This is a genomic window from Dyella sp. (genome assembly GCF_036746095.1).
Taxonomy (GTDB): domain Bacteria; phylum Pseudomonadota; class Gammaproteobacteria; order Xanthomonadales; family Rhodanobacteraceae; genus Dyella_B.
On the sequence record NZ_DAIOEU010000091.1, the window covers coordinates 1 to 12,902 of the forward strand.

General features: G+C 61.5%; 12 protein-coding genes and 1 tRNA gene. 8 read left to right on the plus strand and 5 right to left on the minus strand.

The window, feature by feature from the left end; translation table 11 throughout:
• Positions 1-286: CoA-transferase (locus tag V7M64_RS21265; RefSeq protein WP_333682070.1), on the minus strand; the 286-nt coding region annotated here is incomplete at its 3' end.
• Positions 287-509: 223 nt separating this feature from the next.
• Between V7M64_RS21265 and V7M64_RS21270 the strand changes: the two genes are divergently transcribed.
• Together V7M64_RS21270 and V7M64_RS21275 are read left to right on the plus strand one after the other, a co-directional pair.
• Positions 510-1,502, plus strand: coding sequence for an isoaspartyl peptidase/L-asparaginase (locus V7M64_RS21270; RefSeq protein WP_333682072.1), 993 nt, complete (start codon positions 510-512; stop codon positions 1,500-1,502).
• A 128-nt stretch (positions 1,503-1,630) separates the two neighbouring features.
• Positions 1,631-3,670, plus strand: coding sequence for a DUF6311 domain-containing protein (locus V7M64_RS21275; protein WP_333682073.1), 2,040 nt, complete (start codon positions 1,631-1,633; stop codon positions 3,668-3,670).
• A gap of 14 nt (positions 3,671-3,684) precedes the next feature.
• Here the strand turns inward: V7M64_RS21275 and V7M64_RS21280 are convergent, their stop codons facing one another.
• The 3 genes from V7M64_RS21280 to V7M64_RS21290 form a co-directional block, all read right to left on the minus strand.
• Entirely contained in the window at positions 3,685-4,275 is a 591-nt protein-coding gene (locus V7M64_RS21280; RefSeq protein ID WP_333682074.1) for a response regulator transcription factor, read from the minus strand.
• 103 nt (positions 4,276-4,378) lie between these two features.
• Positions 4,379-5,659 (minus strand): ATP-binding protein, encoded by a 1,281-nt coding sequence (locus tag V7M64_RS21285; protein ID WP_333682075.1) that lies wholly within the window; start codon positions 5,657-5,659, stop codon positions 4,379-4,381.
• 53 nt (positions 5,660-5,712) lie between these two features.
• Entirely contained in the window at positions 5,713-7,257 is a 1,545-nt protein-coding gene (locus V7M64_RS21290; RefSeq protein ID WP_333682076.1) for an oligopeptide:H+ symporter, read from the minus strand.
• 254 nt (positions 7,258-7,511) lie between these two features.
• Here V7M64_RS21290 and V7M64_RS21295 point away from each other — a divergent pair, with 254 nt between their 5' ends.
• The 4 genes from V7M64_RS21295 to V7M64_RS21310 all read left to right on the plus strand — a co-directional run bounded on the left by V7M64_RS21295 (position 7,512) and on the right by V7M64_RS21310 (position 10,015).
• Entirely contained in the window at positions 7,512-7,886 is a 375-nt protein-coding gene (locus V7M64_RS21295) for a diacylglycerol kinase (protein ID WP_333682078.1), read from the plus strand.
• A 104-nt stretch (positions 7,887-7,990) separates the two neighbouring features.
• On the plus strand, positions 7,991-8,611 hold the full coding sequence (locus tag V7M64_RS21300; protein WP_333682079.1) for a LemA family protein: 621 nt from the start codon (positions 7,991-7,993) through the stop codon (positions 8,609-8,611).
• Between the two features lies 1 nt (position 8,612).
• A complete protein-coding gene (locus tag V7M64_RS21305) occupies positions 8,613-9,506 on the plus strand; it encodes a YgcG family protein (RefSeq protein WP_333682081.1) in 894 nt (297 codons plus the stop codon).
• Positions 9,507-9,508: 2 nt separating this feature from the next.
• On the plus strand, positions 9,509-10,015 hold the full coding sequence (locus V7M64_RS21310; protein ID WP_333682083.1) for a TPM domain-containing protein: 507 nt from the start codon (positions 9,509-9,511) through the stop codon (positions 10,013-10,015).
• A gap of 54 nt (positions 10,016-10,069) precedes the next feature.
• Here the strand turns inward: V7M64_RS21310 and V7M64_RS21315 are convergent, their stop codons facing one another.
• Positions 10,070-10,621, minus strand: a complete 552-nt coding sequence (locus tag V7M64_RS21315; protein WP_333682085.1) for a GspH/FimT family pseudopilin — start codon at positions 10,619-10,621, stop codon at positions 10,070-10,072.
• A gap of 119 nt (positions 10,622-10,740) precedes the next feature.
• On the opposite strand from V7M64_RS21315, the gene uvrB reads away from it, so the two are divergent.
• Together uvrB and V7M64_RS21325 are read left to right on the plus strand one after the other, a co-directional pair.
• The gene (gene uvrB, locus V7M64_RS21320; protein WP_333682086.1) at positions 10,741-12,774 is read left to right on the plus strand and encodes an excinuclease ABC subunit UvrB; all 2,034 of its coding nucleotides are present in this window, start codon (positions 10,741-10,743) and stop codon (positions 12,772-12,774) included.
• A 48-nt stretch (positions 12,775-12,822) separates the two neighbouring features.
• A tRNA-Val gene (locus V7M64_RS21325) sits at positions 12,823-12,897 on the plus strand.
• Positions 12,898-12,902 lie beyond the last annotated feature (5 nt).

The following is a 12,902-nucleotide window of genomic DNA, read 5'->3' on the forward strand; positions in this document are numbered from 1 at the left end:
GTTCCAGTTCGCCGGCCAGCACCTGGCGCTCGAATTCCTTGTTCTCGCCCACGTAAGAGGCGTAGACGCGCTTGACCTGGCGCGTCTTCAGCAGCGGACCCATGCCGAAATCATCCACGCCGGCGTTGTTGCCGACGATGGTCAAACCCTTGGTGCCGGCTGCGAGCAGGGCGCCGATCAGGTTCTCGGGAATGCCGCACAGGCCGAAACCGCCTGCCGCGATGGTCATGCCGTCGAACAGCAGACCGTCCAGAGCCTTCGTCGCGTTTGCGTAAACCTTTTCCATGGGGAAGCCTTTATTGCGGGGGATGTTAACTGCGTAGGATACGACGGATCGGCGACGGGACATGCGGTACAAAGGGCGAAAGTGTCGACCGTCGGGGTCATCGTCGTGCCATACGGCTGAGCACGTGCGGGCGGCTGGCTAAACTTGAACCCATGCTTGCAAGAGGTGCCGCGTGAAGCCGTTTTGTCTGTTTGTCGCGCTCACTGCCTTAGGGATCGCCGCCATGACGCACGCCACCACGCCAGTACTGGTGATCCACGGGGGCGCAGGCGTCATCAAGCGCGACATGAACCCGATCCGGGAGAAAGCCGTGCGCGCGGCGATGGCCAGGGCGCTGCAAGACGGCTATGCCCAGCTCAAGGCCGGCAAACCGGCGATCGATGCGGTGACGGCCGCGATTACGGTCCTGGAGGATGATCCCAACTTCAACGCCGGACGCGGCTCGGTGTTCACGCACGAAGGCAGGAACGAAATGGATGCCGCCGTGATGGAAGGCGACAGCCGCCGCGCGGGTGCCGTGGCCGGCGTGCAGCGCGTGAAAAATCCCATCCTGCTGGCGCGGGCGGTGATGGAGCATTCCTCGCACGTGATGCTGATCGGCGACGGCGCGGAAGCGTTCGCGAAAGAACAAGGCATTCCGTTGGTCGATCCCTCTTACTTCCGCACCGAGGAACGCTGGCAACAATTCCAGAAGGCGCTCAAGGAAGACAGCGAGAAAAAGCCGCACGATGATCCGGAAACCGCCAAGCACTTCGGGACGGTCGGCGCCGTGGCGCTCGACAGCGCCGGCCATCTTGCCGCCGGCACGTCCACGGGTGGCATGACCGACAAGCGCTGGGGCCGCGTGGGCGATTCGCCGATCATCGGCGCCGGCACCTATGCGAATGCGAAATGCGCCGTATCAGGCACAGGCTGGGGCGAGTTCTACATCCGCACCGTCGCCGCGCACGAGATCTGCATGAAGGTGTCCATGCTGGAGGAACCCGTGCAGCGCGCCGCCGCCGAAGTCATCAACCAGGAAATTCCCTCGATGGGCGGCAACGGTGGCGCCATTGCGCTGGATGCCCACGGCAACATCGCGATGCCATTCAATACCGATGGCATGTTTCGTGGCTGGATCGGCGCGGACGGCGTGCCGCACGTGGCGATCTATGACGATGAGCCGGATCCGTCGAATCACCTGGGTATGCCGGCCACGCCATCTTCGACGGATTGATCGGCAGCGGGCCACGACCGAAGTGTTGCCCATCCGTCTGATGTGCAATGCTGTTGCGCCCTCATCAAGCGATTACGCACGTGACGTACAGGACAGGATGGATCCCTCGCATTCTTGATTCATGGCTGATGCCCGTCCTGATTGGCGTGTTGGCCTGCCTGCTTATCACGGGCAGTGCGATGCTGGAGCCTGGCAACGTCAGCTGGCTGACGCAGGGGGATTTGGCGCAGAGCTATCTTGGCTGGGCGTTTTATCGCCATGCGCCATGGAGCTTGCCACTTGGCTCCAATCCGCTTTACGGCGCCGGGCTGCATACGTCGGTCTACTATTCTGATTCCATTCCCCTGTTGGCCATGTTGTTCAAGCCCTGGGCATCATGGTTGCCAGAGACGTTCCAGTATTTTGGCTTGTGGGTTCTGGCCTGCTTCATTTTGCAAGCTTGGTTTGCATGGTGCCTGCTCGGTTTGGTGGCGCGCAATGCGATCGCGAAAGGATTGGGGACGCTGTTTTTTTTATTTGCGCCGCCCATGTTGATGCGGCTGGGCGGACATATGGCGCTGGTGGGCCATTGGCTGGTGCTTGCTGCGATCTATCTTTGCCTTCGCCCCGGCCGCAGGCGTCAAACACGTTACTGGGCGTTGTTGCTGGCAGTGGCGATCATGGTGCATGCCTACCTCTTCGCCATCACCGCTGCGATCTGGTTGGCTGATGTCATGCAACGCTTTCGCGTCGCAGACGAAAGTGCGGCGAATTTGCGTGTCAGGGCGTTGCTACCCGAGCTGTTTTGCGTCGTCGTTGTGGTTGTGTCTGCTGCCTGGGTCGCCGGATTGTTCATGGTGTCCGGTCATGGTGCGCAAGCCGAAGGCTTCGGTTATTACAAGATGAACATGCTGGCGCCCGTGAATGGATCGGGCTGGTCGCATGTCGGGCTCAATTTTCCGGAAGCAGCCGGCGAATACGAAGGCTTCAATTATTTTGGCCTGGGCGGTTTGGCGTTGATCGTGTCAGCTGCTGTGATCGCAGTGGTTCGTCGACAGATGCCATGTGCTCAACGCATTCCAACGCCGCTCCTATGGATGACCCTGTTGCTGGCAGCGGCGGCTGTCACCTGCAACATCGGGATCGGCGGCTTGCAATGGCATATGCCGTTGCCAGAGAAATGGCGGGTGGCGCTCTCTCATATCCCATTGCAATCCACCGGGCGTTTGTTCTGGGCGAGTTATTACGTTGCGCTGGTGGCAGCATTGTTCGTGTTGCTGCAGGTTTGCCCGGTGCGCTGGCAAATGGCTGTGCTGGCCGGCGCGATTGTCCTGCAGGGTCTGGATCTTGTTCCCAGCTATATCAATCTGCATGTCATGTTGTCGGGCCGGGCGCGCAATGAATCAGTGCCAGGCTTGCATGGCGCTTTCTGGGACACTGCAGGTCGTCGCTATAGCACCCTTAGGGTCGTGCCGCTGACGAAGCCATCAGACTGGGAGCGTCTTGCGTTCTACGCGAACAGCCAGCGCATGGGCTTGGATGCCGTCCAATTGGCGCGTTTGGACATGGACAACTTCCTTTCGCTCCATAACGCTCAGCAAAGCGCACTGCTGAGCGGTCAATTAGATCCGCACACGCTCTACCTGTTGAACGATCGCGAGCTTGCGATAGCACGCGCCATACCTCCAGAACGCGCCGCTCTGTTTCGGTTGGATGGCAAAAACGTGCTGGCTCCCGCATGGAGCGCCCCGTTGCCGGCTTCCTCCGTTGATCTACGCGGCGGGACCTCGATATCACCCTTCAATTTGCCGCTTCAAAGCGATTTCGCACAGGCAGGCTATGGCCGCTTGTTGCTGGGAGAGGGATGGAATGCAACGGGCGACGGCGTCATGACCCTTGTTGATACGGCGACTTTGTTCGTTCCTGGCGGAACTGATCTACGACGCTCAGTGATCGTACAAATCAATCTCCATCGCGCCAACACCGGAAAGTCGATGGCGATGGAGCTGGAGGCCTGGTTCGATGGCAAGCGCGTCGGCAGTTGCCACATGGCTGAAGACGGTTGTCGAAGTTGGACGTTCGAAGTGCCTGGCGCTTCAGGAGGCGCCTATTTTCGCAAACTTGAACTTCGGCCCGGCAGCCCGGGGCAGAAACTGCGCATTGCACTTGATGCAATCGATGTGCAGTAGCGCAGTAGCGCGATTCAACTACCCTGGTTCGGCCGTTCGCGCACCGGATGCTTGCTCAGCTTGCGCTGCAGTGTGCGGCGATGCATGCCGAGGCGGCGTGCGGTTTCGGAAATATTGCCGTCGCATTCGGTGAGCACGCGCTGGATGTGTTCCCATTCCAGGCGGCGCAAGGCCAGCGGGGCTTCGGGTGCGTCGATGACTTCGTCTTCGCCTTGCGGTACTGCATCGCTTCCCTCGAGCAAGGCGCGTACGACTGCGTCGGCGTCGACCGGCTTGGCCAGGTAATCGTGCGCGCCGCGCTTGATGGCTTCGACGGCGGTGGCGATGGAGGCATAGCCGGTCAGCAGCAGGATGCGTACGTCGGGCACGAGTTCACGCAGTTCGGGAATCAGGCGCAGGCCGTTCTCTTCGCCGAGCTTCAGATCCAACACACAGTGTCGAGGCTGATGGCGTTGCGAAAGCGTACGCGCTTCGTCGGCGTTGCCGGCGGTGATCACTTCAAAGCCACGCGAGGTCAGGGCTCGGGTGAGTACGCGTACAAAGGTGGCGTCGTCGTCCACGATCAGCAAGGGACGCGTGCCGCCGGTAGGGATGGGGTGGTTCATCTGCTGCTTCTGTTCGACGTTACCCGACCATTTTGCCGGATAAGCAGGCTTGTGTGTGCGTTTGGAGGTGCCGCGATGAAAGCTGGCGCGGCATCAGTGTGTGCTACATGCCTTCGGCAATGGTGGACAAGGGCAGCCGCAGGCACATTTCTGCGCCATTTTCGGTGTTGGTGGCGATCAGTTCGCCGGACAGCCGCTCGGCCGTGGCTTCGGCGAGCGCCAGGCCAATGCCGAGGCCGCTTTGCTTGCCGCTTTCGCCCAGCATCGAGCGGGTGCCGGCGGGGCCGAAACCGGGGCCGCGATCGCGTACGATCCAATCCAGCCACGAGCCATCGCGGCGTACCTCGAGCGTGACGTGGTTTGAATCGCGCAGTGCGGAGGCGTCGACGGCGTTGTTCAGCAAGTTGAGCAAGGCATGGCGCAGGCCGGGCGGGGTGCGCAATACCACCTGATCCGATTGCGGCATGACGTGCAGCTCCAGTTCCGCCTCCGGACGCAGGAGCTGGAAACGCTTGAGACATCCGTGGATGAAAGCGGACAGCGTGATTCGTTCGAATTCCTGTGAGAGTTGTGCCTTGCCGAAGGCGACCATCTCGCGAAGGATGGTGCGGCAGCGTTCCACCTGGCCTTCCAGCAGGGACAGATCTTCGTCCAGCGCCGCATCGGCGGCGTGTTCGCGCCGCAGTTCCGGCAAAAGCGTGCGCATGGTCGACAGCGGTGTGTTCAATTCATGCGCGGCGCCGGCAGCCTGCGTGGCAATGGCCATGATGCCTTCGTCGCGCAAGGCACGCTCGCGTACGCGTTGCACTTCCTGTTGTTGCCTGCGTACCGCCGTAGCCAGGCGATTGATGAAGAAGCCAAGCAGCAGCGTGGTGATGCCAAAGTTCACGCCCATGCCGGCCACGTGCAATGAAAAACCGTGGTCGTTGGCCGTCAGCTCGTTCATCGGCAAGGGCACGAACCATAGCAGCAGCACGAAGTACGCCGCGCCGGCAATGGCCGCCACGGCAAGAATAGCCCGCACTGACAGGGCCGCTGCGCTGAGTGCGATAGGCACCAGCAGCAAGGTGACGAACGGGTTTCTCGCACCGCCGGTGAAGTAAAGCAGATAGCTCAGCACCAGCGTGTCCGCGACGATGTGACACACCGTTTCCCACTCGTACACCGGCCATGGCTGGCTGATGCGCCATGCGGCAAACACCGCGAACACGGCGAGCATGTCGATGCCCAGCAGCAGCGAAAGCGTGGGAATGTCGATGTGCATCCACCACGAGCACACCATCACGGCCATGCTTTGGCCGCCGATGGCGCACAGGCGCAGCCAGGCGAGGGTGCGCGTCAGCGCGAGCGGCCCGAAGGGCTGATGAAGGGAATGTTGCGGCATGCCCGCAGCCTAGCAGCCCCTCTCCCCTTCAAGGGATAGGGGCTTGGTCGGCATCATGGCGTTTCGAATTCCTCGCCGTGCGCAGCGGTCAACGGCTGGTAGGCGGCGTCGGAATGGGTGGCCGAAAGCTTGTTCATCAGCGGCAGGATGAGCACGGCGACGACCGTGCAGCCGATGCCCACGAAGCCGAGAATGTTGAACAGGTGCGTGTAGATGTTCAGCGACTGCACCGGATCGGTGATGTTGTCCGGGATGTGCGCGATGTTGGCCACCACGCTGCCCAGGTATTGCGAGATGCCTACCGCCACGTAGTAGGCGCCCATCATGAAACCGCCCATGCGTTCCGGCACGTAGCGCGCGATCATCGCCAGGCCCAGGCCGCTCACCAGCAGTTCGCCGAGCGAGTACAGGCCGTAGCCCCAGATCATCACCCACGAAGACACCTGTCCGTTCACTGCCCAATTCGCGCCGACGCCGTACATGAAGAAACCCAGCGCGACGGCAGCGAAACCCCAGGCGAACTTCACCGCCACGGAAGGATCCTTGCCGAGCCTGCCGAGCGAGTTGTAGATGAAGACCAGTACCGGGCTCAGCAGCACGATCCAGATGGCGTTCAAATTCTGGTATTGCTCGGGAATCCAGTTGAACAGATGGAAGCCGAAGATATCGAACGACAGGTCGACGTTGCGCTGGGCGAACAGATTCAGCGACGTGGCCATCTGCGCGTAGAAGATGAAGAAAAAGATCGTCTGCACGGTCAGCACCAGCGCCGCGGTGAGGCCGGCGCGCTCGCTGGGCTGGCTGCTGCGGATCAGGTGCACGAAGATGCAGAGGATCACGATGCCCGCGCCATACACGCACAACCTGGCGACGGTTTCGCTTTGCAGGATGAAGGCGGCGATGAACACGGTTGCCAGCGCACCCAGCAACACGGCGCCCAGGCGCTTGACGTCGATCGGGCGCTGGTCGCTCGGCGAGCCGATGTGCGACAAGGTACGGCTCATCAGCGAGTAATTGATCAGGCCGAGCACCAGCCCGATGGAGCAGACGCCGAAGGCCGTGTGCCAGCCCAGATCATCGCCGTAGAGCGCGCCGATGTAGTTGCGGATCCACGGCGTTGCGGTCATCGAGATCATCGAGCCGATGTTCACCGCCATGTAGTAGATGGTGAAGGCGCTATCGATGCGCGTTTCGTCGCCTTCGTAGATTTTGCGCACCAGGTTGCCGGCGTTGGGTTTGAAGAAACCGTTGCCGACGACGATGACGCCGAGGGATAGATACGTAACGGACGCGGTGTCCGTGGGAATCCACAACATGCCGTAGCCGAGCGCCAGAATGGTCGCGCCCATCAGCATGGTGCGCCGCGTGCCCAGCAACTTGTCGCCGACCCAGCCACCGATCGCCGGCGTGGCGTAGATCAAGGCCGCCGCCGCGCCCCAGACCAGGTTGGCCCTGATATCGACGAAGCCCAGCTTCTTCATCATGAAGGTGACCATCAACACCTGCATGCCGTAGAAGCCGAAGCGCTCCCACATCTCGATAAGGAAGACCGTGGTGAACGATCGGGTTTGTGAAACGGGGCGTGTCAGAGTGGTCATGCGATGGTTCCGAATTACGTGTACTACAAGGTCGAAATCGACCTGTTTTTAGCGCCTTCGCGAGGCACATCCGGCGAAGGTTAGCGCAAATGCCATTAGCTGAAAGTTGCATTGCGGCAAAGCAGAATCCTGCGGGAAGACGGCTCGCAAGCCCGCTTGTGGCATCATGCGCAGCCTGTTGCCGCCTTTCCGGGAGCCTTGCCCGCCATGCCAAAAAATCCCGTAATTCCCTTTCTGGGCAGGCTTTTTTAGTTATGCCGGGGAACGGGTTTCGCGGCGACCCGCGCCAGTTGTGGCGCGCTTTTCGCTGGTCGATGAACGGCCTGCGCGCGGGCTGGCGGCACGAGGCCTCGTTTCGGCTGGAGGCGATGCTTACCGTCATCCTGGTTCCCGTTGGTTTGTGGGTTGGCAACGGGCCGCTGGAGAAAATCGCCCTGGTATTTCCGGTGTTCCTGGTGTTGTCGGTAGAACTGCTCAATTCCGCCATCGAAGCGGTGGTGGACAAGGTCAGTCCGGAGTTTCACGAGCTGGCCGGTCGGGCCAAGGACATGGGCTCGGCAGCGGTGTTCGTGCTGCTGGTACTGGTGGTGTTGTGCTGGGGTTTGATTCTGGGGCCGCGCTGGTTTTGACGTTGCAGCTTGCTTGCGCTGTCCTCGTTGCCGGTGCAGAACGAGCGATTGCATCCCTCTAAACCTGATGCTGCAATGATGGCCCACAGGAAAGGAGTATTCCTATGAAAAGCCTACGCGTTCTGGTGCTGCTGCTACTGGCCGCCATGCTGACCGGCTGCGGCTACAACTCGATCCAGAAGCAGGACGAGCTGGTGAAGGCGCAATGGTCTGAGGTGCTCAATCAGTATCAGCGCCGTGCGGACCTGGTGCCCAACCTGGTCAATACCGTGAAGGGCTATGCCACGCATGAAGAGAAGATCTTCACGGAAGTGGCCCAGGCACGTTCTCGCGTGGGCAGCATCCAGGTAACGCCCGAACTGGCGAACGATCCTGATGCACTGGCCAAGTTCCAAGCCGCGCAAGGCCAGCTCACCGGTGCGTTGTCGCGGCTGATGGCGGTGAGCGAAAGTTATCCGAACCTGAAGGCGGATGGCGTCTTCCAGAATCTGCAGGCGCAACTGGAAGGCACCGAAAACCGTATCTCCGTGGCGCGCAATCGCTACATCCAGGCGGTGCAGCAGTACAACTCGCTGGTTCGCACCTTCCCCAACAACCTCACCGCCAAGATGTTCGGCTACCAGGTGAAGCCGAATTTCTCGGTGGAGAACGAAAAGGCGATCTCCACTGCGCCCACGGTGGATTTCGGCACCGGCACACCAGCCCCCGCCGCGTCGGTGCACTGACATGTTGCGGCGCTGGGCGCGCCTGTTGATGGTCCTGGCGATAGCGCTGCTGTCGCCCTGGACTGTTTCGCACGCGGACGACCAGCCCGCGGTGCCCAAGCTCACACGCCATGTGACCGATCTCACCGGCACGTTGACGTCGCAGCAGATCGATCAGTTGGATGGGCAGCTGGTCAACCTTGAGAAGCAGAAAGGCGCGCAGCTCACCGTGCTGATGGTAGGCAGCACGCAGCCCGACGACATCGAGGACTACTCCCTGCGCGTGGCCGAAGCCAACAAGGTTGGCCGTAAAGGTATCGACGATGGCGTGCTGCTGTTTATCGCCAAGAACGACCGGCACGTGCGCATCGAAGTGGGATACGGACTGGAAGGCGCCATTCCTGATGCCGCGTCAGCGCGCATCATCCGCGAATACCTCGCGCCGAAATTCCGCAATAACGACTACTTCGGCGGCATCAGCTATGCGGTGGGCGCCTTGACGCAATTGATCAATGGCGAACCGTTGCCGCCGCCAGTGCAAGGCAACGAGGTGCGGCGTGGCCCGGATCTGCAAGCCATGTTCTTCTTGGCGATCTTCGTGTTGATCATGCTGCGTGGCATGTTTGGACGCGCGCCGGCGCTCGTTCGCGCGCCCCTGGGTGGCCTGGTGATCGGTGGACTGCTGTGGGTGCTGGCATCCGTCGGCATCGGTATTCTGGGCGGGATTGTCGGCGGCTTGTTCATGCTGTTGCCGGCGGGCTCGGGCCGCTCCATCGGCGGTGGCGGCTGGGGTGGCTTCGGCGGATGGGGCGGTGGCGGTTTTGGTGGCCGCGGCGGCGGTGGTGGTTTTGGAGGCGGCGGCTTCAGCGGCGGCGGCGGCAGTTTCGGTGGCGGCGGCGCATCGGGGAGCTGGTGACAATGCCGACACGCGCGCAACGCATCAGGGCGAATCTGTTCGAAGGCTGGTTCCAGCTTCCTCGGCGATTCCCGCCGGAATTGCTGGATGACATGACGGCTGCGATCGCTGATGGCGAACACACCCATCTGGGCGAAGTGCGGGTCGCCATCGAATCGCGCCTTCCCCTGCCGGCGGTATGGTCGGGCCTGGACAGCGGCACGCGTGCGCGACAAGTGTTCGGCCAACTCGATGTATGGGATACCGAGCACAACTGTGGCGTGCTGATCTACGTGTTGATGTCGGAGCACCGCGTCGAAATCGTTGCCGATCGCGGCATTGCGCGTCGTGTGAAACCTGAGGAATGGGGCGCGATCTGCACGGAAATACTGGAGCATTTCGCCGCCGGGCAATGGCGCGCGGGTGTGTTGCGGGGAATCACCCAGGTGCATGCGCTGTTGGAGCGGCATTTTCCGAGTCATGGCAGGCCGCGGCCGGATGAGTTGCCGGATCGGCCGGTGTTGCTTTGAGGCCATGCGCGCTTCCGCCGCTTGCGCGGGAATGACGGCTGCAAGTGGATGTGCTCAATTTGGAATCGAGCATGGCGATTTAGCTGGGTCCCTTTCTACGTCGCCTCTAATTCGTCCTGACTTGGAGATGGTTAGCTTCAGCGTGCGCTGAGGATCATCCTTCATGCAGAAGAAGAGGGACTGCCACGTATTTCCCGCGCTCCCTTCGGGACCAAACCACACATAGCGGGAATTGCCGTTATTGGTGATGATGAGTTGATCGCGATAACCGCGGCCCGAATAGCGCGGTTCGCCGAGTATTTGGCCTATATCGTCGCCACTTGCCCGCCCGACCAGCCAACCCTGGCTCCACGAAGCATCGCCGCTGCAAGTGTGTGCATCTCGGCTGGGACATAAGATGACACCCGCCTGCTCGTTCACCGCCAGGTTTCGTGCGTGTTGCAAGGCGGCCAGGTAATCGGATTGCGCGGTACGCAGCTCATGTCTTTCCAGCATTCGGTGAAAGGCCGGAACCGCCATGGCGGTAGCCACGGCCAACACTGCCAGTGTGACGATCTGCTCGGCCAGCCCGAAGCCCTTTACATCTGTCCATGTCATTCGGGTCATGCTATGTCCCGTTTTTCCGATGCCAACCGACAGAGGGAAAAGATGCGGTCAGCCTCTGCTGACAACCTCTGTCAGCACCCGCGTTTAAAATGGCCCAGAACGCCCGCACATAAACGCCCATGACCGATCGCGACCGTTTCGAACTCGTTTCCCCATACAAGCCTGCCGGCGACCAGCCCGAGGCCATCAAGCGCCTGGTTGAGGGCTTTGAGTCCGGCCTGGCGGGGCAGACATTGCTGGGTGTTACCGGCTCCGGCAAGACCTTCACCATCGCCAATGTGGTGGCGCAGGTGCAGCGCCCCACCATCGTGCTGGCGCCGAACAAGACGTTGGCGGCGCAGCTCTATGGCGAATTCAAGGAGTTCTTTCCGCATAACGCGGTGGAATACTTCGTCAGCTACTACGACTACTACCAGCCGGAAGCGTACGTGGTCGCGTCGGATACCTATATCGAGAAGGACGCCTCGATCAACGATCACATCGAGCAGATGCGCCTGGCCGCGACCAAGGCGCTGCTGTCGCGCAAGGATTCGCTGATCGTGGCCACCGTTTCGGCGATCTACGGCCTGGGCGACCCCGAAGATTACCTGTCGCTGCGCCTGATCCTCGCGCGCGGCGAGCGCATCGACCAGCGCGCGCTGATCCGCCAGCTGACCGAGCTGCAATACACCCGCAACGAAATGGAACTGCGCCGTGGTACCTATCGCGTGCGCGGCGAGGTCATCGACGTATTCCCGGCCGAATCGGAAACCGAGGCGCTACGCATCGAGCTGTTCGATGGCGAGGTGGAAAACCTAGCCTTGTTCGATCCGCTCACCGGCGAGACCATCCGCAAGGTGCCGCGCTACACCGTCTATCCGCGTACCCACTACGCCAGCACGCGCGAAAGCGTGTTGAACGCGATCGAGACGATCAAGGTCGAGCTGAAGGACCGCCTGGAACTGCTCTACAAGGAAAACCGCCTGGTGGAAGCGCAGCGCCTGGATCAGCGCACACGCTTCGACATCGAGATGATGGCCGAGGTGGGCTACTGCCAGGGCATCGAGAACTACTCGCGCCATCTCACCCGACGCGCACCGGGCGAACCGCCGCCGACCTTGTTCGATTACCTGCCGCCGGATGCCTTGCTGGTGATCGACGAATCGCACGTCACCGTGCCGCAGCTTGGCGCCATGTACAAAGGCGACCGCTCGCGCAAGGAGACGCTGGTCGAGTTCGGCTTCCGGTTGCCATCGGCGATGGATAACCGCCCCCTGCGTTTCGAGGAATTCGAGCGCCGCGCGCCACGCTCGATCTACGTATCGGCCACGCCCAGGCAGTACGAGCTGGAAAAATCGGGTGATTCCGTAGTGGAGCTGGTCGTGCGCCCCACCGGCCTAGTCGATCCGGAAGTGGAGGTGCGTCCTGTGCGCACCCAGGTCGACGATCTGTTGGGCGAAGCGAAAAAGCGCATTGCCATGGGTGACCGCGTGCTGGTCACTACACTCACCAAGCGCATGGCGGAAAACCTCACCGAATACCTCAGCGAGCACGATGTGAAAGTGCGTTACCTGCACTCCGACATCGAAACGGTGGAGCGCGTGGAAATCATCCGCGACCTGCGTCTCGGCGAATTCGATGTGCTGGTCGGAATCAACCTGCTGCGCGAGGGCTTGGATATGCCGGAGGTGTCGCTGGTAGCGATTCTCGACGCCGATAAGGAGGGCTTCCTGCGCTCTACCGGCTCGTTGATTCAGACCATCGGCCGCGCCGCCCGCAATGTGCGCGGCAAAGCAATCCTGTACGCCGACGAAGTCACCCGCTCGATGCAGGCGGCGATGGACGAAACCAGCCGCCGCCGTGAAAAGCAGATGGCTTGGAACGAAGCCCATGGCATCACCCCGAAATCAGTGGTGCGCCGGATTGCCGACATCATGGAAGGCGCCCGCAGCGAAGTCCCGGGCCGGGGGCGTGGCAAGTCGACGCGAGGCCGGGCGGCGACCGCCGTGGCCGAGGAGGCCGCCGATTACGCCGGTCTCAGCGCCGACCAGGCGTCCGTCCTGATCAAGCGGCTGGAGGCCGATATGCGCAAACACGCCGAAAACCTGGAATTCGAACAGGCCGCCCGCCTGCGCGACCGCATCCACCAATTGCGCGAGCAGGCGGCAAGGTAGGCGGAGCCTTTTCAGCCCCGCCACGTTCCCGTATACTGCGCGGCTCTCGGGCGGTTAGCTCAGCGGTAGAGCACTTCCTTGACATGGAAGGGGTCACAAGTTCGATCCTTGTACCGCCCACCATCTTC